The sequence below is a fragment of the Vibrio ziniensis genome (genome assembly GCF_011064285.1).
Classification (GTDB): domain Bacteria; phylum Pseudomonadota; class Gammaproteobacteria; order Enterobacterales; family Vibrionaceae; genus Vibrio; species Vibrio ziniensis.
This window is the reverse complement of the sequence record NZ_CP049332.1, coordinates 390,981-413,357: the sequence shown is the minus strand read 5'-3', so window position 1 is coordinate 413,357 and position 22,377 is coordinate 390,981. Positions and strand designations below refer to the sequence as shown.

The following is a 22,377-nucleotide window of genomic DNA, read 5'->3' as shown; positions in this document are numbered from 1 at the left end:
CGGCTTCGATATTATCAATTTAAACAGCATCAATAGAAATTGATTAACGAGTTGTTGCGTCTAGTGATATCTCAGCATCAGGCTCGTGAGTTATACGGTTGCGCAAATCTCTACGAATGATTTCAATTGACCAGAACCAAACCAAGTGTCCAACGATTTCTGAAACGTGTTCATACCAAGGTAGAGCAAATAATGATGGAGTTAGGCCCATTAATGGGAAGCTAATCATATGGACAAATAGTTGAGCTAATGCACCTGCAAATAAGCCCTGCCACAATTTAACTTTTGGGAATTGCTCCGCAACAACACAGTAACCAACAGCGAAAACAAGCGAAAAAATAATGTGAGTAACACCCACCCAGTTGAACGCATGTCCTGCAAAGGTATAAACCGCTTGGTTTGGGTCTACAACACCAAGCCAGTCACGTAAAAATACATAAGGTGGATTGAGGAAATTACGTGAACAGTCAATCTGTTCCGCTGCTCTGATTAGAGATTCAGGAGCACAAGCCGCATTAAAGAGGTCGCTAGGGCTGCGAGGTGGAAGAGGAACCTCTGCCCCCCATTTTACAAAAGCAGAAACAACACCTGCAATAAGCCCGATAAACGCCGCTAAGCCATAACGTCTGCGAGCTGGATTTGTTTGTTCAAATAGATTCATTTACCCACCATTTACATTTGGTTACATAGTTAATAATGTGAAATCTATCTCATTAATTGGTATGTAAATAGGTGTTTTGATCAATAAAATGTGATTCATATAAAATATTTTAATGCAGTGTTGTTTATTTATACAAAAAAGATATTTAACTTTTATATGTGAATTTATTTGTTTGTAGGTGAAATAAATTCAGCGTTCATAAGGAATTTTATAGTGCTACCTTGCACTGATTAACCGATGCACTCATTTACTACAAAAGCTGCACTTGAACGTTCTCGCTTTTATCAGTTCCTTTTCTTCTCTACGATTCAAATTTAACTCGATATTAAGCGTAGTTTCTGAATCTGATTTAAGACTACATACTTATACCATCGTTTCGAACGCTCTGCAGGAGAGCCTAATAGGCGGATAACAGAAAACGTTAATACATATATGAAAAGGATATTCTGCCAGGAGCCGGGGTTCTCTATATAGGGGGAAATTCCTGCGGTTAAACGGATTATTGGTAGATGAAATAAATAAATAGAGAATGTCGTGTAAGACATTCGTTTTATAGTTGGTTCCGCAATGTTTAGAAAGTACGATAGCATTTTGGCTACCTGTGGAACTCCCAGAAGGTGAATAAAAAACCCTAATCCGATGAGGTAATCAAATGCGACTTTATCTCCGAAGTGCAGTGTTTGGAAACGGAATAATTCACTAAAGTGTGGGACAATAGCTAGAAGAAATAAGCCAGAAGAAAAAAGGGACACCGATAGCCATGCTGGAATAACTATCTTCTGCGTTGTATTTAAACGATAAGCAACATATCCCAGCCACCAGATTGGCGCTAGGGCAATAATTTTAGGCCCAGATATCACTATAGCAGCTGTACAGATGGCGAATCGACTAAAGCCTTTGCAGTAAAAGATTCCTGCAAATAGAACATAATAAAAAAACTCGTAAGATAGTGACCAAAAGGAACCATTATTAGTCGGAGATAAATCTAAGCCCCATACATTTTGCAACATAAGCAAGGCTGCAAAATATCTTGCATAAGTGTTTGGTTCATTTTCATTCCAAGGTCCATTGTATTCATTGCTTATATATAGCCCACCAATTTCGTTACATATTAGAGTAATTACAATCGCCGGAACTATTATTGAATATAAACGAGATAATCTGGCGGCCAGATAATCTGACAGTGTTTTTTCTTTAGTGTCAGCAACGAATGCGATGACATATCCTGATAGTACAAAAAACACTATTACAGATGGATGGCCATAGACATTTAACTGCCACAAAAATCCGCCTGTAATGTTTTCTCCACTTGTGTGATATATCACGACTAAGCAAGCAGCTAAAAATCGAATGGCATCTAAATAAAGTGAAGTGTTTTTTTCCATTTCATATGTCCCTACGCACGCTTAATGTACTAATTAACTTTAATTCAATTAGTTATGTTAAGTTTAACTGTCCCTAGTATCATGTGTAACCATCTTAGTATATACAGATAAAGTCGGTTTTTATTGAGATTCGTGTTATCTCCTATATGACTGCTATTTTTTCTGCTGTTTGTTAGACGGTGCTTACCTTTCATCTCCAAATATACTTAGCTAAGGAGCAAAAAAAGGGGAAATATACCTATACTCATTGACTATGAAGATATCAAATTGCCATACAGTATCTCACTGTCAGGATAAGGAAGCTCATGGGCATCAAAATAACAAAAATGAATGTTTATATATTGGGTGTTTTATTGATAAGCACAGTCACAGGCTGTAACCCTAGTTCGTCCAATTCACAAGAAACGAAAGCAAATACTTACTTACCAACAAAAAATATTATTTTGTTTATTGGTGATGGTATGGGACTCCAACATCAAAAAGCTGCTCAGTGGTCTAGCGTCGGCTTGGACATAAAATTAGAAATGATGGAGATGGCAGCCTCTGGATTTATAGAAACTCAAGCTGCTAATGGTGCACTTACTGATTCGGCTGCAGCAGGTACAGCAATGGCAACAGGGGTTAAGACAAGCGATGGTGTGATAGGTCTAGACCCCAACTTTAATGCCCTAACGACCATACTGGAAGAAGCTCAAAATCTAGGCATGCACACCGGACTAGTTACAACTACGCCGATTACGAATGCCACTCCGGCAACATTTGCAACTCATGTTAAAAGGCGGAATCAAGAAATTGAAATCGCAAATCAATTGTCGGAATCAAAAATAAACGTGCTACTTGGTGGTGGAGAAGATAAATTTCTGCCAACTGGAAAAACGGGTTGCTACCCCAAAAAAGGAGAGCGAGACGATGGCAGTGATCTGATTGATAAGTTTATGGCGAACGGGTACACATACGTCTGCACTCAAGTTTCATTTTCAATCATTGATTCGTATTCATCTGTACCATTAATTGGGCTATTTGCAGACGAGGAGATGATTCGTCCATACTCCCCATCTTTAGAAGCGATGACGCAAACAGCTATTAATACCCTTTCACACAATGACAAAGGTTTCTTTTTAATGGTAGAAGCCGGGCAAATCGATTGGGCTAGCCACAGAAATGACGCTGAAAATGCGATATCAGATACCATTGGTCTTAATGAGGCGGTTAAAGTTGCACAACGCTTTGCCAACAATTCAAAAGATACGTTAATTATTGTCGTTGCCGATCATGAAACGGGCGGAATGTCTCTCAGTACAACACCGACAGGCGCTGCTAATGAAGATGGGCCATTCTTTATGCCTAATGGTGATTCATTTTATGTGAATTGGTCTACGAATTCACATACCAGCGTAAATGTGCCTATTTCAGCTCAAGGTCCTAATAGTGATAGGTTTAGTGGCGTTCATGACAATACTTTTATTTATACGGTGATGTCTGGCGCATTGTCATCTTTTAGAAATAGATGACAATTAATTAGATTCATAACAACCATCTTTGAGTTGAGTATTTGTCTCAAAACAGAAGGGGCATTAACCTATTATGATCGCTATGTACTTGAAGTGAATATTTTTCCATAGAGCCTATTGGGGCAGCTATGCTATACTCCGCCTCCAAATTTTATGTAGGGACTAAATCCATGAGTCTGAAGAACGACATTCAACAACTGAACAATCGCATCGATACTTGCCGTCACAAGTTGGATGCAGCCAAGACTCGCGGCGATAGTGCGATGATTACTAAATTTACCGATGACATCGATAGACTGACTAAGCAGCTAAAAAGCTTGAAACACAAGGTCGAGTACGATCTCAATAAAGAGCGCAAAGAGTTATCGGATATGGCTTTCTCTCGTGAAATCACCAAAGAAGAGCAAGCTGATTTAGGTAAGCTTAAAAAACGCGTAAAAGGGTTAGTGGTTGTTCACCCAATGACGAAAATTGGTAAAGCTATGCGCCTTGAAGTGATGACAGGTTTCGCACCAAAACCTTTTTAATCGCGAAAAGATAATAGAAGAAAAGATTCAAAAAGAGCCAGCATTTGCTGGCTCTTTACGTTTTACTTGAATCAATAACCCATCAACTGCAACAGATTTTCTGCGGTGTGAACCGCATCTTTACGGTTCACAATATTCAGTTTTTGGTACAGGTTGCGTATGTGTGTTTTGATGGTTGTTCCAGCGACATCTAGTTCTTGGGCAATTTGTTCATTACTGAATCCAGAGTAGATCAACCCTAAAACCTGCCATTCACGCTGCGTTAGTGGGCTAGTACGTACTAACTCCGGAATATTTGGGTGATTGATGAGTTTTTCGACAAACTCTTCATCAAAATGGATAGATCGGCTACGTTGAGTGGTAGAAATCACTTTCATCAACTGTTGTGCTCGGTGACGTTCTAAATCTCCGAGTTCACCACGCTGAATTAGTTTTTCCAGTACGTGTCCCACGTTGGTTCCATCAATAAGGAAGTTACCAACCATGCCTGTTTGGTTAGTGAGTGCTAACGCTTGTTTTAGCTTGTCACGTGCTTCTTCTTCTCTCCCTAGAGTAGTCGCAAGAATGGATTCAACAATTAGGTTACGGTTGATATCAGTAATTAATTGGTATTTCTTTGCTTCTTCTTGCATGAAGTCTAACGTTTGTTTTGCCTCATCCATCATTCCCATATTGATTTGTGCACGAGCAATATTGCGCCACTGAAGTTGCGAGAAGTGGTTACATGCTTTTTCTGGGCGAGTAGAAGTGTTCAACCAACCTTGGATTGAATCTAAATCCCCGCGAGCTTGCCAGTACAGTAATAGGGAGAGAGATGCATTGGCTGTCCAATCAACGTGGTAACTAGATTGCTTCATCAGATGTAAAATTTGCTCTATGAAGCGGCTCGCTTTGTCTAATTCACCTCGACCAACGGAGATTCGCGCTAGCATAGAGTAACTATGCAGATGTTTACTTGGAGAGTGATTACCGAGCACGTCCAACCCCTTATAGGCGCACTCTTCTGCTTCATCTAAGCGGTTCCAACACCATAGAATTTGTGCGCGAATACGCAACAGAAATTCATGCAGTGGAAGCTGATGAAGCTGGTGTTCTTCAATCAATTTGAACGCATTGTCCTGGACTTCATAGGCAGCTTGAACGTAACCCAGAGCTATGAGAATTTCACTCTGTTGCAATAACGCCCACAATGCTTGATGATAAACCTGATACTGGCGAGCTAGCTTTTCAGTCTGCTGCATCATAGGCAGAGCTCGGCTGAGTTGTCCTAATACGTGGTTTACCTCGCCAACCACGGAAGTTGCTACGATACGACTGCGATAGATAGTATTGTCTAGTTGGCTAAGAGCGAGTTCGGCCAGTTCTAAGGCTTTTTCCGGTTCATTCTGGTTGATGGCAACTTGAGCGCGTAGTGCATTAAATTCACCTTGCTCTTTGCTAGACAGTTCCACGTTGAGCTTAGTCATCTCCTCGTCAGCTTTAGAGAGCAGAGCTCCTACGTCGTTATATCTGTGCTGGCTTTGTGCAAGCCATGCTTGCAGCATGCATAGCTTTGGTTCGCTATAAAGCTGAGTAGGCGATAGTAGATTTATTGAAGACTCCAACATCTCTAGTTCGCCTTGGTTAAACATTTTCCAACCGTGTTCACTTAAAATGGTTGCCAGCAAATCTGTAGCTAGGGCAATTTTTGCATGACGAAGAGCTTGATGAGGGTTAGATATTTCTAACCAAGCATGCGCTGCTTCTTTGTGAAGATCGTGCTCTTGTTGGGGAATTCGTGCCAGACGTTGGTGGGCGAGAAACTCACCAAATAAGTTATGGAAACGATACCAGTTGTGTTCTCCTTCAAGAGGGTAAATGAACAAACCAAAACGGTTAAGTGATTCAATCATGCTTAATGCATCGTCACGTTTGGTCAGTGCAGTGACCAATGAATCGTTAAAGTGCTCCAACACAGAACATTGCATCAGGAACTGACGAGTCTCGTTATCGAGGAGGTCAAACACCTCTTCAACTAAGTAATCCCAAAGGTGTGCATGGTTGAACTGGGAAACCGATTCCGCACTTTGCTCCAGTGTTCGCTTCTGATACTGCGCTTGTAACGCAATCAGTTGTAGAGCTGAAGGCCAGCCTTCGACGTAATCGCGTAAGCTATTTGCTGTGGTGTCGTCTACACCATCGGTGACCCGCTGATTAAAGAAACGAGTAGTTTCTTCAGTATCGAAAGCCAACAGTTCGTTACCTATCTCAATCATCAAATCACGCACGCGCAAGTTCGCCGTTCCGAGTGGTGGTGCTGCGCGGCTAGTGACAACCAATGTCATGTTATCTGGCATGTGTTTTATGAAAAAACGCATCGCCTCATGAATTTCTTCATCAGACAGCAAATGGTAGTCATCGAGAACTACATAACACTCTTGATGGTGGTGCGCCATTTCTGTGAACACTTCACTAAACAATGAGTGAATTGAAGAGAACTGACGTTTTTCCGCCAGCTTTTGTGCATTTGGACAGCTTTGATCGGTCGCTTTATTGATCGCCTGCAGAAAATAGTTCAAGAAACGGAAAGGATCGTTGTCACTGTCGTCAATGCTGTACCACCCGACATTAGGTTTGTCGGCAAGCCATTGTGCGGCCATGGTTGTTTTCCCGTAACCCGCAGGTGATCGGAAAAGCACTAATTTATAGCATGTGGCGTTATGCAAAATGTCCAATACTCTTGGACGAATAATGGCGTTGTGTAAACGTCCTGGACGCGTCAGCTTAGAAGGTATCCACATTCTTGATTTCCCTTCGATCAAATAATAGGAGGTATAAACGGAGATCTCTGTCACTTTTATGGCGATGATGTTACTTGAAGTTTTTCACTACGTTTATTGATCCCTTTCTCGAATTTCGCACGATTCACATTCTGGAGCTGACTACGCCCTAAATTTGTGATCAATATCAATAAAAATGATTCTTGCTTAGCTTGGTAGAAGGGCGGGGTATACGAGATTTAATGAAAAATGCGTAAATAAGGTCATTTTAGTGTGATGAAGTATACATTATGAGCAAAAGGATCACTGCTTGAATCTCCTACCTGTTTAAACCCCGTCTAAGGTTATTGAGGTAGCCATTGTGATCTCAATCACTGAGAGTTTCGAGTATTCGACTCTCAATGAGAGATTGATCACTACGACTTAAGTGCTGCACCCTCTACGCCCTGACTTCTCCTCCTAACTTCATGACAACTTGGGAGGATGTTTACATTTTATTGTCGGGGCAGGATATGGCACAGATGGATTAGAACTGATAAGTGAGATTTCTCGATGAAACCTACGCAACAGAAAACGTTTGATAAAGCTGCGTTCCAAGCGAACGTAAAGCGTAACCTTACCGCGACATACGCGACCACGGTTGAACATGCTTCTAGCCGCTCTTGGTATTTGGCTATGGGTCATGCTCTAGCAGAATTGACAACGTTCGACATGCTTGAAACTGAGCAAGACGAGCGTATCGTAAATGCAAAAAGTTTGAACTACCTGTCTCTAGAGTTCCTAATTGGCCGTTTGACAGGGAATAACCTCATCAGCATGGGGCTTTATGAACAGATTTCTGAAGCGATGGCGGAGTTAGGTCAGAACTTATCGGATCTCCTTGAAGAAGAACGTGACCCTTCATTGGGTAACGGTGGTTTAGGCCGTCTTGCAGCGTGTTTCATGGATTCATGTGCCGCTCAAGAATACCCAACTGTGGGTTACGGTCTTCATTATGAATACGGTTTGTTCAAACAGTCATTTGAGCAAGGACATCAGAAAGAAGCACCAGATGCTTGGTGTGGTATCGAAGGTTACCCTTGGGAAATTGCACGCCCTGAACTGAAACAAGAAATTGGCTTCTACGGTCACGTTGAAGTGGCTTATGAAAATGGCAAAGAAGTTCGCAAATGGGTTCCAGGTATGATGGTACAAGCAATGCCTTGGGATCTACCAATCGTTGGTTATCAAAGTGATACGGTTTACCCGTTACGTCTTTGGGAATGCCGCGCTATCGCGCCTTTCTCATTAGAAAGCTTTAACAACGGTAACTACTTTGAAGCTCAGCACGCACTGATTGATGCGGGCAACATTACGAAAGTGCTTTACCCGAACGATAACCACGAGAAAGGTAAAACACTGCGTTTGATGCAACAGTACTTCCATAGTGCTGCGTCTGTGCGCGATATTCTGCGCCGTCACGAAGGTGCAGGTTTTGCGCTGGAAGATCTACCGAAGAAAGAGACCATTCAGCTTAACGATACTCACCCAACCATCGCCATTCCTGAATTGATGCGTATTTTGGTGGATGAACGTGGCCTATCTTGGGAAGCGGCTTGGAGCATCTGTGCTAAGACATTTGCTTATACCAACCATACTTTGTTGCCAGAAGCGCTGGAAACATGGAGCGAGTCGTTGATTCAACGTCTATTGCCTCGTCACATGGAAATCATTTACGAAATCAACCACCGCTTTATGCAAGAAGTTCGTGCGAAATGGCCGGGTGATGTAGCTAAACAACAAAAGCTTTCCATCATCGAAGAAGGCTTCCACCGCATGGTGCGCATGGCAAACCTTTGTGTGGTAGGTTCTTACGCCGTGAACGGTGTAGCAGCTTTACACTCAGAGCTTGTTAAGCGTGACCTATTCCCTGAGTTCAATGAACTGTATCCAGGCCGTCTACAAAACGTGACCAACGGTATTACTCCACGTCGTTGGCTGAAATTCTGTAACCCAGCATTGTCAGCACTGATCTCCGAAAAAATCGGTGATGATTGGCCAGCCGATCTCGATAAACTCGAAGCGATTTCTCAATACGCTGATGATGCGAAGTTCCAAAAGCAATTCATGGCAGTGAAGAAAGAGAACAAAGCGCGTTTAGCGAACTGGGTAAAAGAGAACATGGGTATCGATCTCGATACAAATGCGATCTTCGACGTACAGATCAAACGTCTGCACGAGTACAAACGTCAGCACCTCAACATGCTGCACATTCTTTCTCTTTACCACTGCATCATCAACGATCCGTCGTTCGATATGCACCCTCGCGTGGTGTTCTTTGCTGCGAAAGCGGCGCCGGGCTACCACCTAGCGAAAGAGATCATCTTTGCGTTGAACAAGATTGCAGAGAAAGTGAACAATGATCCACGTATCGGCAACAAACTGAAAGTGGTGTTCATTCCTGACTACCGTGTGAGTATGGCTGAGATCATCATTCCTGCAGCTGACGTATCTGAGCAAATCTCTACCGCAGGTAAAGAAGCATCAGGTACAGGTAACATGAAGATGGCTCTTAACGGTGCACTGACAATCGGTACTATGGATGGTGCGAACGTTGAAATTCGCGAAGAAGTTGGCGATGACAATATCTATATCTTCGGATTAGAAGTGGATGGCGTCGAGTCGCTAAAAGCAAGTGGTTACAACCCTTACAACTACTACAATGCGGACCCGTTACTCAAAGCCTCAATGGAACTGCTAATGTCTGATGAATTCACCCCTGGTGAACCTGCAAGACTTCGAGCAACTTATGACAGCTTGCTTAACGGCGGTGACCCATATCTTGTACTGGCTGACTTTGCATCCTATGTGAAGGCGCATGAAGACATGGACAAGCAATACCGAGATCAGGCGGGATGGGCGAAGAAGGCAATATTGAACACCGCGCTGGTGGGCAAATTCAGCTCCGACCGTAGTATTCGCGATTACGTGAATAACATTTGGAAGCTCGAAGCCGTTAAACGCTAATGACAAACCCCAAACAGCCAAGGTGAAAGCCTTGGCTGAATGGCGTCAGCACCGAGCAAATTAAAGTTAATCGTGAACCGCTAGCCAAGTCTGAATATTCACGGTTAATCATCAAATGTTCAGAATGAATAAAGCTAAATCGACAAACACTAAAAATTACACCCTACACATTTGAAGGATTATGCAGTCCCTTCGGAGAGAGCGATGAAAGAACAAAATGCATTAAAACAAGTCGCTGAAATGGCAAAAATTGCCGACAGCTATGTGAGCGCTTGGGGCGATGAAGCGAAAGTTGAGGATGAGACCATTCGCCGTCTTTTGGCTTCTTTAGGTTATGACATCACCAATGATGAAACCTTATTAAAATCGGCTGAGAAAAAACACAAAGCTGATGTGTTGGAACCCGTATTAGTGATTCGCCAAGGTGAGCCACTAGAGGTCTCCCTAAATCTAGGTTCAAGTGCACGTGAAAGTGAATTTGATTGGCGTTTAGAAACCGAACAAGGCGATATTTTTGAAGGCTACCTGCAGTCTCAGATTATTCGAGATGAGCGTGCACAAGGTGGTCCGCTAGTGTTTTCTCTACCTAGCGATTTAGCGCTGGGTTATCACAAGTTATTTGTTTCTCGTAAGCGTCGTAAGGCACCGTATGAGATGACTGTTATTGTAACTCCAAAAGCCTGTTACAAGCAGCCAGCGATGGAAAAAGGCAAAAAATTTTGGGGACCTAGTATCCAGCTTTACACACTGCGCACTCAGCACAACTGGGGTATCGGTGATTTTGGTGACTTGAAACAGTTAGTTGCTGATATTGCCTCTCGTGGTGGTGATTTTGTCGGTTTGAACCCAATTCATTCTTTGTTCCCTGCTAACCCTGAAGCTGCGAGCCCGTATAGCCCGTCTTCGCGTCGTTGGTTGAACATTCTTTACATTGATGTGAGTTCAGTACCTGAATTTGCCTTGAGTGGTGAAGCTCAACAACAAGTCGGCAGTGCCGAGTTCCAGCAGCGCCTGCAAAAAGCGCGTGAATCACATTGGGTCAATTACACCGAAGTCGCGCAAATGAAAATGAGCGTACTGCCGTTGTTGTTCAGCGAATTTAAAGCTCGTCATCTCGACAAAAATACCGACCGAGCTCGTGCATTTTTGGACTTTGTGGAAGAAGGTGGAGACAGCTTGTTGCATCAAGCGACTTTTGATGCGCTACACGCACAGCTTCATGCCGAAGACAGCAATATTTGGGGCTGGCCAGTATTCCCAGAGAAATATCGCCGTTTTGAAAACTCGGCAGTACAAAGCTTCATTGATGAGAACCAAGATGCCGTTCACCTGTATATGTACTTGCAGTGGGTCGCTGACACACAAATTAACGAAGCTCAGGCTTTGGCTGAAGAGAAAGGTATGGCAGTTGGCTTATACCGTGACTTAGCGGTTGGTGTGGCAGATTCAGGTTCTGAGACTTGGGCTGACGAAGGCAATCTGATTCTGGATGCAAGCATTGGCGCTCCACCAGATGTCCTTGGCCCTTTAGGCCAGAACTGGGGTCTTCCACCGCTGAATCCTCAAGTACTGCAAGCGACTGGCTATGATGCATACATTAAACTGCTACGCGCGAACATGAAGCATTGCGGTTCTCTACGTATTGACCACGTACTTGGTTTACTGCGTCTGTGGTGGATTCCAAAAGGTGAAAACGCGACGAAAGGTGCGTACATCTACTACCCAGTGAAAGACATGCTAGCGATTCTTGCACTGGAATCTCACCGTCATCAATGTAGTGTTATTGGTGAAGATTTAGGTACTGTGCCTGATGAAATCGTTGGTCTACTGCGTGATGCGGGCGTTCACTCATATAAGGTGTTCTTCTTTGAAACTTCTAAAGAAGATGGCGGCTTTATTTCGCCTGCGCACTATGCACCTCAGTCCATGGCAGCTCTGTGTACGCACGATATGCCGACACTACGTGGTTTCTGGCACTGTGCTGACCTGAAAATGGGTAGTGAAATTGGTTTGTATCCAGATAAAGAACAGTTGGCAGGTTTGTTTGATGACCGCTTGAAATGCAAACAAGGCATTTTGGACTCCGTGGCTTGGCACGGTTACTTGCCTGATGGTATTGGTCGTGATGCGAATATGGTTCCAATGGACTCATATCTCAGCGAAGCTTTGCAACTACATGTAGCAGCAGGTGCATCTTCTCTACTGAGTATTCAGCTTGAAGATTGGCTGGAAATGGATAATCCGGTAAACATTCCGGGTACAGTAGACGAATATCCAAACTGGCGTCGTAAGCTGTCTATGAACTTGGATGAAATTTTTGCTCGTGAAGATGTTAATCGAATTTCATCTCGATTAACGGAAATTCGCGCCAAAGCAAGTCTATAATAGAGTAAATACTCAGGAGGAAATTTAGTGATTTCTTATATTTACGCTAAGAAATTTAAGTTAGGTCACTCTCTAGCCGTCCTGAGTTCTGTAAGATGAATTTACGCTAGTATGCCCGCCAATGTAGCGGGCATTTTTATTTCTCTGTTGCGCTAGGGGAAGAGTATTGAAAAAAACAAAGAAGCCTTCGAAACTACAAGTCGCCTATAACCAGCTTTCTCACGCTGGTTTTGCTGATCCATTCGCATTTTTAGGTCCGTTTAATTCTTCTAAGCAAGAGGCACTACGAGTTTGGATGCCGGGTGCAGATAGTGTGGAATTACTGGTGGATGGGGAGCCGAGAGTGACTCTTGAAAGAGAGGAAGACTCAGGCTTTATTCTGAAATCAGACCAAGATCTCCGCTTTACTCACTATCAACTTGCCGTTAATTGGGCAGGCACCGAACAAATCGTTGATGACCCATACCAATACCACGGAATTTATGCTGAGTATGATGATCTGCACACTCCCAAAGAGATGTATCGTCATATGGGTTCTCAGTTCATTACCTTAGAGCGCGATGGCAAACAAATCTCCGGAATTCGTTTTCTTGTCTACGCTCCGCATGCTTCGGCTTGCAGTTTGGTGGGTTCGTTTAACCAATGGGATGGCCGTCGCCATCCAATGCAACGTTTGGATTATGGGATTTGGGGACTTTTTATTCCCGGGCTGGAAGAGGGCGTTCAATATAAGTTTGAATTGAAAGGACCTCACGGTGAAGGTTTACCTCACAAAGCGGATCCATGGGGATTCTATGCTGAGCAACATCCTTCTTTCGCCTCTGTCACTTATGATCACAACCGTTATCAGTGGCAAGATGGTGAGTGGCAAAATCGCCCTGTAACTCAAAAGCGTAAAGAAGCGCTGTCGTTTTATGAGTTACACGCAGGCTCTTGGAAGCGTAGTGAAAATGGTCGTTTTCTTAACTATCGTGAATTAGCCGATCAGCTTGTTCCATATCTGGTGGATATGGGCTATACCCACGTTGAGCTTATGCCTGTTTCTGAACATCCATTCTATGGTTCTTGGGGTTATCAACCTGTGGGTTTGTTTGCACCAACCAGTCGTTACGGCTCGCCAGATGATTTCAAATATTTTGTCGACATGTGTCACCAAGCTGGACTTGGTGTGGTGCTTGATTGGGTTCCGGCACATTTCCCATCCGACGACCACGGTTTAGCTAATTTTGATGGTACACCGTTGTTCCATGATCCAGACTCACGTCGCGGTTGGCATCAGGACTGGAACTCCTACATCTATGATGTAGGGCGTGAGCATGTGCGCCGGTTCTTAGTATCCAATGCTTTGTATTGGTTCGACATGTTCCATATTGACGGCATTCGTGTTGATGCTGTGGCTTCTATGCTCTACTTGGACTACTCACGTAGCCATGATCAGTGGATTCCGAACGTTGACGGTGGGCGTGAGAATTACGATGCCATTGCAACCTTCAAGTGGATGAACGAAGAAGTTTATAAATACTTCCCTAATGCGATGACGATTGCCGAAGAATCAACGGCTTTCCCTGGTGTTTCTGCACCAACCTTTATGGGCGGTTTGGGATTTGGCTTCAAGTGGAACATGGGTTGGATGCACGATAGTCTTTCTTATATCAAGGAAGATCCGGTACACCGTAAATACCACCACAACACATTAACTTTCCCGCTGATTTACGCATTCAGTGAAAACTATGTGTTGTCTCTGTCTCACGACGAAGTTGTCTACGGTAAGCAATCTTTGATCTACAAAATGCCGGGTGATGAGTGGCAGCAAACGGCAAACATGCGCGCTTATTTTGGTTATATGTATGCTCAACCGGGTAAGAAGCTTAACTTCATGGGCTCTGAGTTTGGTCAGACTGCGGAATGGAATCACGACGATCAATTGCAGTGGTTCTTAACAGATTTTGACCGCCACCGTGGTATTCAAAGTCTTATTCGTGACCTTAACCATTTGTATAAAGGGGAAGCGGCACTGCATGAGCGTGACTGTGAACCATCTGGTTTTGAATGGCGTTTACAGGACTCAGCCGATGCCAGTGTGATTGCGCATGAGCGCATTAGTGATAAAGGTGAGCGAATCCTTGCAATCACTAACTTCACTCCTGTGCCACATGAACAGTTCCGTTTAGGTGTGCCGAACAAAGGTCGCTATGAGCTGATTCTGAACACAGACAGTTCTAAATACGCTGGCAGCGACTTTGATGTTATTAAAGTGGCTGAAACAGAAAAAGTGAAAAGTGAAGGTTTAACGCAGTCTCTTATGGTTCGCTTACCGCCGCTTTCTACACTGTTCTACAAGTTAAAAGCATAGTGGAGAGCCACTAAATTAAGCCCCGATTTATAGTGTAAATCGGGGCTTTTTTATATCTTGAAACATCACTCATTGAGATTGGGATGATGGCTATTTTGATAGTTTGGAAGCTGAGTTTTTAATGCTTCGAAGGTGTTAAACGCGCTTGATACGGAAAGTTGGTTTGTCAACCAGTCAGGTAGATAACCCCCTGGGTCGGCATAGGCTGTGTAGTCGATATGGGTTAAGCCGTTGGTGAGCTTTTCTAACGTCCAGTCTGCCTGTACAGCTTTAATTCGTACATAGCCTGTTTGTTCTGGATATTGATCGGCCGCATCTTTGATTTCCAATTTGAAAGTACCATTGTCAATTTCATATTTCGAATACGTCACCATGTCTCGATCGCGTGCAGGCCAAGGCGCTGAGAACTGCGTATAAACGATGTTTTCATTGGTGGAAAGTTGCTTTAGCACTTTGCTGCTGCTGACTTTATCAAGCCAATTCGGCAGGTTGTCACTGTCTTCCAGTAGCACTAAGAATGCTTGATATGTGGTAGGCGTGAACATCTGAGCGCGAATTTCAACCAATCCTCCTTGATGTTCACGAGTATGAATTCGAATGCCGTTCTCGCTTTTTGCGAGCTTCCATGGCAGTTCACTGTTTTCACTTTGCGCCCAAACAAGACTTTGAGCGAAAAGTAAAGATATAGCGACAATGCGCGTAATCATAGAACTCCTATCTAAACAGTATCCTTCTGAGCGATGTCCGCTCAATTCCTTTTACTAAGAGTAGAGTGAGAATCGTCGTTCCTGCAAATAGAGTGATGTCTCTATCCCAACTATTTTGCTGCAACATGCCAGAAATATTCATCACAATGACGGCAACCAGTAAGTGGCTAACGTAGATACCTAATACACTGTCTGCAAAAGACTGTATCCAAACCGCACTTCCCCAATTTGGCTTCGCCAATAGCAACAGGAAAGTGCCTACGCCCCATAAGGCAGTACCGAACAGGTAATCGTTATTGCTAAACACTTGGCCGTATTGATGTAAGCCATAGGCTTCAGCGAAATGCACTGTCATACCCAACAGTGCTAATAACGATGCTGTTTTAGCACTACAAGAAATACTTCGCTCACGAACCACATAGCCAATTACAACCATTAAGGTGCTAAAGAAGGGACCATTACGAGTAAAGAAAGGGGCTTCCAATTCGCTCACCGCACTATAGCCGCCAGCTAAAACGCCATAAATGTATAAGACAGCTGCAACAGGGATCATCCATTTAGAGAGATTCCAGCGAACTGACCACGCGATAATGACTACCGCCATAATCAAAGACGGAATAAACCATAAGTGAACTAATCCGCCTTCAAGCACAGAGTTCAAAGGATTGGTGAGCAAATAGTTCCAATAGCCCGTGCGCTCGGTGAGGTAACCATTTTCGGTAACAGCAGCAAAGTTAAAGGGCATCAACAGGCTTAAAATACTCCATACCAACCAAATACGAATCAGTGGAAGGGAGTAGCGTTTTGCGGTTTCAAAAGGTGTTTTACTGAGCTTTGGCTGAATCAGATAGCCAGAGATCAAAAAGAACAGGGGAACGGCAAAACGAGTGGCTTGGTTGAACAGGTACGCAAGCCAAGGTTCATCATTGTAAAAGGTGTGCGTAGTGAACAACTGGCAATGAAGACCAATAATAGCGAGCATAGCCACCGTTCTTCCGAACTCTAGGCTCTTAATTTTATTTAACGACGTCATAAGTACTTACAAAGAAAAAATAGAAAGTGGAACAATACTGGTTATGCAACACGATCCTTTCGAGTCATATCAACAAATAAGCACTTGCTCTCAACAATTGCTCTGATTTGTGAACTCGATAGGCGTTAGTTACATCGAAATAAAATGCGTTACATTAAATCAAATGCGGACAGCAGGAATATACCAAACGTGCATGAGAAGAGTGAAAAAATAGTTGTTAGTGCAATGATATTGGCTGCCAGTGTTGCATTGCCTCCCATTGCTCTCGCCATTACATAACTTGCTGCAGCTGTTGGAGCTGAACTCATGAGGAACACAAGTCCAAGTTCCATGCCTCTGAAACCAAATATGAGTGCGCCTAATGTGGTTAATAGTGGCGCGAGAATGAGCTTAAAGCCAGTAGCATACCAAGCGGGTGCGTTGTCTTCTCTCAAGGCTTTCAAATCCAAAGAACCACCTGTGCAAAGCAGAGCCAAAGGGAGAGTCATATTCCCCAAATAGCGCCCAGCATCGGTCACCATTTTAGGAATTGGAATAGAGAATCCATAACAGAAGATGCCGAACAATATGGCGATGATCAGCGGGTTCTTAGTCAAGGTTCGAAAGATGATTTTGGAAGTAGAAGTTCCTTTGGCGTCACTTTTGATGGTTAAAGCGATAACGGCTTGGATGTTGTAGAGCAAAGTCATACTGGCAACATAGATAGCCGCCAATGCAACCCCTGTATTTCCATAAGCATTGGCTACGTAGGCGATAGCGATAATAGCCGTATTGGCACGGAACGCGCCTTGAATAATGACACCTTGGTCCTGGGGGCGGTTAAAGGTTTTTTTAGTGATAAACGTAGTCAGCAGGAAGAACAGAAAGTTTGCGACTACGCCATAGAGAATTAAAGATGTACTGGAAGAAAAATCGTGGTTTGAGCTGACAATGCTTAAAAATAGCATGGTCGGTAGTGTCACTTCAAAGACGATTTTCGACGCAACTTCGATAAAGTTATCGTTAATCAGATTAATACGTTTAAGAAAAACACCGAGTACCAGCATCAAACAAATAGGGCCTGTAATGGAGGCCGAAAACATCAGTAATTGAAAGATACTGTCCACGTTCATTCCTTGAACTTCAGAAGAAGAGATATTTAAAACAATAAGCACTGACGTAGTGTTTAACGACAGTGCTTACTGAAAGATTTTTATACTCTACAGTGTGTTGCATTTGATTGGAATACGCTTTCTCGGTCAACCTTATGAACAGCAGCTTGCCTTATGTTGTTTAGGGCTAAAACGTTTCCAAAGGTCAGCTGCGATGATCACGGCTAACGCGATACCACTTGCCCATGAGATCACCGCAGGCAGTAGTTCGTTGCTGGCAGCAAGCTGAGCATTGATATTGATATCGTAGGTATCGACCAAGAAGTTGGTGAGATAACCAAACAATATAGCGACGCCCACCACACCAACTAAGTAGCTTATTAGTGCTTTGGTTCCTAGTTCTTTTCTCACAATACCAAGTGTTGCCATGTTTGTTGCTGGACCCGCAAGTAAGAACACCAGTACAGCACCCGGCGAGACGCCAGCCAGCATCAAACCTGCGGCAATTGGCGTTGAAGCTGAAGCACAGATATACATAGGCACACCAATCAAAGCCATCAGTACCATCGCCCAAGGGCTACGGCTGATTTCCACTAAAGCTTCAGAAGGAACAAATGTGACGACTAACGCTGAGACAATCAAACCAACGATCAGCCATAGCGATAAATCTTCAATCAAATCCGTGAAGGCGTATTTCTGACCTTCCCACATTTTTTGCAGCCAAGGTTGTGGTTTTTTCTCAGTGGCATGTTCTGTGGATTCATGACTACTGCAACTATGCGAGCCTGAACAACATGAACTTTTTACTGGCTCGGCGGGTGGCGGTGGAGTGTGGTTATCTTTATCCGTCACCAATACCAAAAACGCTGCACTGATTGCTGAAGCAGTGGCCGCTATTGGGCGAATAACAGCCATAAATGGCCCCAATAGAGCGTATGAAATGGCAATCGAATCAACGCCAGTTTCCGGTGTCGAAATTAAAAATGCCGTTGTTGCACTTTTTGAAGCGCCTCCACGACGGAGTCCTACCGCAGCGGGTATCACTCCACAAGAACATAGCGGTAGCGGCATCCCTAATATCGCTGCTTTGATGCTTGGCCACATTCCGTGTCCGGTTAGGTGTTTGCTGAGTTTCTCGTTGCTTAACGTGACTTTAAGTACACCAGCAACAAACAAACCTATGATTAGCCAGAAAGAAGCATCAAGCCACAAATCGAGCAGGGTATTTAAAAACGTCGTAATAGCTTGCATGTTAAGCCTCCTCTGGTTGAGTTTGAGTTAAAGCTGTCAGGATAGTGCAGTGCTCAGCGGAATGTGCACCTCCACAACAGCGTTCGTTAATCACTTTTAATGCATTGTGCATGTGCTGTAGTTGAGTAATGCGCAGTTCAATGTCTCTTAGCTTAGCTTGAGTGATGTCTTTTACTTCTTGGCAAGTGTGCTGGTCAGGTTCAATTTGAATCGAAAGTAGTTCCTGAATATCACTTAGAGATAAGCCCACTTCCTTGGCGTGAAGGATGAATTTCAACTTATCAATACAGTGTTGGTCATATTGACGATAGCCGTTATCGGCACGCAGCGGCTCTATTAAGTTTTGCTGCTCATAAAATCGAATAGCCTCTGTGGTGATGTTGAGTTGTTTCGCCAGTTGACCGCGGGTTAAAGACACCATGTACAAACCTCACTTACCTTGTCATTTTTTAAGAGTATAAACTTTGTAGTTAAGTACAAGGTCAAGGCTTTAATTGTGTGTAGGAGAATTTATTTTGTGTTTCTTTGCGAGCGAAAAGACTGTTTGTAAAAAAAGAACGATCGTACTAAACTTTTCGCATGTTAACTGAAGTTGATGAGCAATGAGTAAAGGAAAAATTACCCGCGAAAACATTTTGGCTAAGGCGTTTGATTTAGCCAGTGAAAATGGATTGGAGAGCTTAACCATTGGAGAGCTTGCCAAGCAGTGTGGTATGTCCAAAAGCGGTTTGTTTGCTCATTTCAATTCAAAAGAGAACTTACAATTAGCCGTGGTTGATTTTGCGAATGAAGTGTTTGTCTCGCGTGTCATTGCTCCTGCTCGTGAGCTGGGTGATAAGAACATCGAGAGCAAATTGCGCTCTATCCTAGATAGTTGGATGGGTTGGAACCACTCCTTCCAAGGTAGTTGTATGTTTTTAGATGCTTGGAAAGAATCGGCAAAAAGTGAGTGTGCTATTCAGCAGGAACTCAAAAAAATCATCTCTCATTGGATTCAGTACTTACAAATTCAGATTGAAAAGGGCGTAGAGAACCATCAGTTCCGAGAGGATTTGGACGCCAAGCAAGCGAGTTATGAGCTTTATGGCTTGTATCTTAGCGCGCATTTGTTTTATTCCATCTATGGACAAGAGCAAAGCCATCAGAGGTTTTGGCAAGGAGTCAGCGACTTATTTGATCGCTGGAAACGTTAACCAGTAAAAAATTTACCAATAAAAAGCACGACCGTACGTTTTGGTTTAAGGACAGTTATGAGTGAGAAAATTTACTTCAACACCGCGCAACGTTTTAATTGGCGTCGCGGCTTAGTCAATGTCACTACACGTTTGCATCATTCATTGGCTCCAAGGCACGCCAAGAAAATGGCAAAAAAGCTTCTTCTCACCCCTGTTCGTATGAAAGCAAAGAATCAGCCTCCTGTGGGGTTAATCAAATCGCACGTCCAATCACCGGAGGGGCAGCTAACGACATTCCGTTTGGGCACCGGCCCTGTTTGGGTATTAACCCATGGCTGGTCTGGTTCTTCTAATCAGTTTTATCCTTTGATGGAGCACATTGCATCACTAGGATTTACCGCTCTTGCTTACGATCACCCTGGTCATGGGGAAAGTGAAGGAGCCTTAGGACATATTCCAGCATTTGTGCGAGGGCTAGAAGCTATCTTAGATAGTGAAAATGAGGTGGTGGGTTTAGTTGGGCACAGCATGGGCAATGCGACTGCGCTGGAATGTCGGCACGCTAAAATTGTGAGTTGTCCGATGCTGCTGATTGCCCCAGTTTTAGATTATTTAGACAACTTGTTCAGCACAGTAGCTCGCTCGGGTTATTCAATGCGACTGTTTGAAGAAGTTGTTAACGAAGTTCAGGACGAATATCGTTACCCAATTCAGTCAATCGACCCATACAAAAAGCTTAAACACAGAGAGTCACAGACTATAATTGTTCATGACGAAGGTGATAAATTTGCGAGGTATTCTGTTTCGCAAAAAGCGTCTCAAGAAATGGATAACGTTACTCTTATAACCACTCAAAACCAAGGTCATGGCAGAGTGATGACAAGTCCTGAGGTAATGCATGCATTTGATCAAATCGCTAGGCTGGTTTCTTAAAAATAAGCTTTTCAGCTAGGTTGTTGTTTAAAACTGATGTTTTATTAAAAGTCAGTCGAATGAAAATGGACATTTACATTCCTATTTATTTCAAAATGTTAAGTTGTTGGATTTAATGTTGATTAGTTTAACAAGTTGACAATAAATTATTATCTCCTTGTTTGATTACGTGTGATCATGATGTTGCCGTAAGGCCTTTATAAGGAAAATAATAATGAATAGAAATGATAGTGTCCCTTTACCCAGTAACACCCGAGAATGGTTTTTTAACCGAAACAGTCTGATAGTGATAGCAGATATCGCATTGTTTCTGACCTTACTCTATACCCTACCTTTTGAGCCTAACGTAGTGTTGGGTATCAGTATGCTCACGTTTATCGCCATCCTTTGGCTGACGGAAGCATTACATGTCACCGTGACTGCAATACTTGTCCCTGTAATGGCGGTGTTTCTTGGGGTGTTTGACACCCAAGCTGCTCTGAACAACTTCGCTAACTCGATTATCTTCCTATTTTTGGGCGGCTTTGCCCTCGCGGCGGCTATGCATCGCCAAGGTTTAGATAAAGTTATTGCCGATAAAGTACTAGTGTTAGCCCAAGGACGTATGAGTGTGGCTGTCTTTATGTTGTTTGGTGTCTCTGCTGCGCTTTCAATGTGGATCAGTAACACAGCAACCACGGCAATGATGCTGCCTTTAGTGCTTGGCGTATTGAGTAAAGTTGACGATAAACGAGGTCACTCAACTTACGTCTTCGTACTGTTAGGTATTGCTTACAGTGCAAGTATTGGAGGTATTGCGACTGTGGTTGGTAGCCCACCTAACGCCATTGCAGCAGCTGAAGTTGGTTTAACCTTTGTTGGTTGGATGAAATTCGGTTTGCCAACAACGTTGGTGATGCTCCCAATTTGTTTAGCGATTCTTTATTTCATGTTAAAGCCTGATCTCAGCGGTCAGTTTGATACCCATTCTGAGCCTGTAAACTGGGATAAGGGTAAAATAGTTACTCTTGGAATTTTCTCACTAGTGGTATTTCTATGGATATTCAGTGCACCCGTTAACGCAATGTTAGGCGGCTTTAAGAGCTTTGACTCTCTTATCGCTCTTTCAGCGATCATTATGGTGAGTTTTGCCCGAGTGGTACACTGGAAAGACATTGAGAAAACAGCTGACTGGGGTGTGTTGCTTTTGTTCGGCGGTGGTATTTGCTTAAGTAATGTTTTGAAGCAAACGGGTACGAGCGTGTTTATTGCTCAAGAATTAAGTCAGTTAATTTCAGACTTTGGGATGTTTTTCATTGTATTTGTGATTGCTGTGTTTGTGGTGTTTTTAACTGAGTTTGCCAGCAATACCGCAAGTGCTGCGCTTCTTGTCCCAGTGTTTGCCAGTGTTGCCGAAGTGTTCGGTGTATCGCCAGTTCTATTGTCAGTGTTGATTGCAATCTCCGCTTCTTGCGCATTCATGCTACCTGTTGCTACGCCACCAAATGCTATTGTGTTTGGCACTGGTCACATTGAACAACGAGAAATGATGAAAGTCGGCTTTGTCCTCAACCTAGCATGTATTGCTCTCTTGACCACAATCGCAATGACATTCTGGTAA

At 43.4% G+C, this 22,377-nt stretch carries 16 protein-coding genes; 8 read left to right on the top strand and 8 right to left on the bottom strand.

From position 1 onward, the window contains the following. Positions 1-43: 43 nt before the first annotated feature. Both G5S32_RS16870 and G5S32_RS16865 read right to left on the bottom strand, forming a co-directional pair. Complete coding sequence (locus tag G5S32_RS16870; protein WP_165313330.1) at positions 44-661, bottom strand: YagU family protein; 618 nt, start codon at positions 659-661, stop codon at positions 44-46. A 314-nt stretch (positions 662-975) separates the two neighbouring features. Beyond that, positions 976-2,046, bottom strand: a complete 1,071-nt coding sequence (locus G5S32_RS16865; RefSeq protein WP_165313328.1) for an acyltransferase family protein — start codon at positions 2,044-2,046, stop codon at positions 976-978. 305 nt (positions 2,047-2,351) lie between these two features. On the opposite strand from G5S32_RS16865, the gene G5S32_RS16860 reads away from it, so the two are divergent. Further along, the gene (locus G5S32_RS16860) at positions 2,352-3,557 is read left to right on the top strand and encodes an alkaline phosphatase (RefSeq protein ID WP_165313326.1); all 1,206 of its coding nucleotides are present in this window, start codon (positions 2,352-2,354) and stop codon (positions 3,555-3,557) included. Positions 3,558-3,727: 170 nt separating this feature from the next. After that, positions 3,728-4,084, top strand: a complete 357-nt coding sequence (locus G5S32_RS16855) for a YibL family ribosome-associated protein (RefSeq protein WP_165313324.1) — start codon at positions 3,728-3,730, stop codon at positions 4,082-4,084. 71 nt (positions 4,085-4,155) lie between these two features. Here G5S32_RS16855 and malT read toward each other — a convergent pair whose 3' ends face one another. Next, a complete protein-coding gene (malT, locus tag G5S32_RS16850) occupies positions 4,156-6,864 on the bottom strand; it encodes an HTH-type transcriptional regulator MalT (protein ID WP_165313322.1) in 2,709 nt (902 codons plus the stop codon). Between the two features lie 531 nt (positions 6,865-7,395). Here malT and G5S32_RS16845 point away from each other — a divergent pair. The 3 genes from G5S32_RS16845 to glgB all read left to right on the top strand — a co-directional run bounded on the left by G5S32_RS16845 (position 7,396) and on the right by glgB (position 14,587). Beyond that, positions 7,396-9,849, top strand: coding sequence for a glycogen/starch/alpha-glucan phosphorylase (locus G5S32_RS16845; RefSeq protein WP_165313320.1), 2,454 nt, complete (start codon positions 7,396-7,398; stop codon positions 9,847-9,849). Positions 9,850-10,053: 204 nt separating this feature from the next. After that, complete coding sequence (malQ, locus tag G5S32_RS16840; protein ID WP_165313318.1) at positions 10,054-12,234, top strand: 4-alpha-glucanotransferase; 2,181 nt, start codon at positions 10,054-10,056, stop codon at positions 12,232-12,234. A 166-nt stretch (positions 12,235-12,400) separates the two neighbouring features. Next, positions 12,401-14,587: a 1,4-alpha-glucan branching protein GlgB gene (gene glgB, locus G5S32_RS16835; RefSeq protein ID WP_165313316.1), complete on the top strand. Its 2,187-nt coding sequence runs from the start codon at positions 12,401-12,403 to the stop codon at positions 14,585-14,587. Between the two features lie 65 nt (positions 14,588-14,652). Here the strand turns inward: glgB and G5S32_RS16830 are convergent, their stop codons facing one another. From G5S32_RS16830 to zntR, 5 genes are all read right to left on the bottom strand, one after another. Then, the gene (locus G5S32_RS16830) at positions 14,653-15,294 is read right to left on the bottom strand and encodes an START domain-containing protein (RefSeq protein ID WP_165313314.1); all 642 of its coding nucleotides are present in this window, start codon (positions 15,292-15,294) and stop codon (positions 14,653-14,655) included. A gap of 7 nt (positions 15,295-15,301) precedes the next feature. Continuing rightward, a complete protein-coding gene (locus G5S32_RS16825) occupies positions 15,302-16,327 on the bottom strand; it encodes an acyltransferase (protein ID WP_165313312.1) in 1,026 nt (341 codons plus the stop codon). Between the two features lie 149 nt (positions 16,328-16,476). Continuing rightward, positions 16,477-17,439, bottom strand: a complete 963-nt coding sequence (locus G5S32_RS16820) for an AEC family transporter (protein WP_165313310.1) — start codon at positions 17,437-17,439, stop codon at positions 16,477-16,479. 132 nt (positions 17,440-17,571) lie between these two features. Then, positions 17,572-18,669 (bottom strand): SO_0444 family Cu/Zn efflux transporter, encoded by a 1,098-nt coding sequence (locus G5S32_RS16815; RefSeq protein ID WP_165313308.1) that lies wholly within the window; start codon positions 18,667-18,669, stop codon positions 17,572-17,574. A 1-nt stretch (position 18,670) separates the two neighbouring features. Beyond that, positions 18,671-19,090 carry a Zn(2+)-responsive transcriptional regulator gene (gene zntR / locus G5S32_RS16810; protein ID WP_165313306.1) on the bottom strand — a complete coding sequence of 140 codons (420 nt, stop codon included), beginning with the start codon at positions 19,088-19,090 and terminating at the stop codon, positions 18,671-18,673. Positions 19,091-19,271: 181 nt separating this feature from the next. On the opposite strand from zntR, the gene G5S32_RS16805 reads away from it, so the two are divergent. The 3 genes from G5S32_RS16805 (at position 19,272) to G5S32_RS16795 (ending at position 22,377) form a co-directional block, all read left to right on the top strand. After that, positions 19,272-19,862, top strand: coding sequence for a TetR/AcrR family transcriptional regulator (locus G5S32_RS16805; RefSeq protein WP_165313304.1), 591 nt, complete (start codon positions 19,272-19,274; stop codon positions 19,860-19,862). Between the two features lie 57 nt (positions 19,863-19,919). Next, complete coding sequence (locus G5S32_RS16800) at positions 19,920-20,777, top strand: alpha/beta fold hydrolase (RefSeq protein ID WP_165313303.1); 858 nt, start codon at positions 19,920-19,922, stop codon at positions 20,775-20,777. 214 nt (positions 20,778-20,991) lie between these two features. Beyond that, complete coding sequence (locus G5S32_RS16795) at positions 20,992-22,377, top strand: SLC13 family permease (protein ID WP_165313301.1); 1,386 nt, start codon at positions 20,992-20,994, stop codon at positions 22,375-22,377.

Excerpts from the sequence above, each read along its gene's own strand:
- G5S32_RS16820 (WP_165313310.1), bottom strand. The coding sequence starts at position 17,439 with ATGAACGTGGACAGTATCTTTCAATTACTGATGTTTTCGGCCTCCATT.
- G5S32_RS16845 (WP_165313320.1), top strand. The coding sequence starts at position 7,396 with ATGAAACCTACGCAACAGAAAACGTTTGATAAAGCTGCGTTCCAAGCG.
- malT (WP_165313322.1), bottom strand. The coding sequence starts at position 6,864 with ATGTGGATACCTTCTAAGCTGACGCGTCCAGGACGTTTACACAACGCC.
- G5S32_RS16860 (WP_165313326.1), top strand. The coding sequence starts at position 2,352 with ATGGGCATCAAAATAACAAAAATGAATGTTTATATATTGGGTGTTTTA.
- zntR (WP_165313306.1), bottom strand. The coding sequence starts at position 19,090 with ATGGTGTCTTTAACCCGCGGTCAACTGGCGAAACAACTCAACATCACC.
- G5S32_RS16800 (WP_165313303.1), top strand. The coding sequence starts at position 19,920 with ATGAGTGAGAAAATTTACTTCAACACCGCGCAACGTTTTAATTGGCGT.
- G5S32_RS16795 (WP_165313301.1), top strand. The coding sequence starts at position 20,992 with ATGAATAGAAATGATAGTGTCCCTTTACCCAGTAACACCCGAGAATGG.
- G5S32_RS16815 (WP_165313308.1), bottom strand. The coding sequence starts at position 18,669 with ATGCAAGCTATTACGACGTTTTTAAATACCCTGCTCGATTTGTGGCTT.
- G5S32_RS16865 (WP_165313328.1), bottom strand. The coding sequence starts at position 2,046 with ATGGAAAAAAACACTTCACTTTATTTAGATGCCATTCGATTTTTAGCT.
- G5S32_RS16825 (WP_165313312.1), bottom strand. The coding sequence starts at position 16,327 with ATGACGTCGTTAAATAAAATTAAGAGCCTAGAGTTCGGAAGAACGGTG.
- malQ (WP_165313318.1), top strand. The coding sequence starts at position 10,054 with ATGAAAGAACAAAATGCATTAAAACAAGTCGCTGAAATGGCAAAAATT.
- G5S32_RS16830 (WP_165313314.1), bottom strand. The coding sequence starts at position 15,294 with ATGATTACGCGCATTGTCGCTATATCTTTACTTTTCGCTCAAAGTCTT.
- G5S32_RS16805 (WP_165313304.1), top strand. The coding sequence starts at position 19,272 with ATGAGTAAAGGAAAAATTACCCGCGAAAACATTTTGGCTAAGGCGTTT.
- G5S32_RS16870 (WP_165313330.1), bottom strand. The coding sequence starts at position 661 with ATGAATCTATTTGAACAAACAAATCCAGCTCGCAGACGTTATGGCTTA.
- G5S32_RS16855 (WP_165313324.1), top strand. The coding sequence starts at position 3,728 with ATGAGTCTGAAGAACGACATTCAACAACTGAACAATCGCATCGATACT.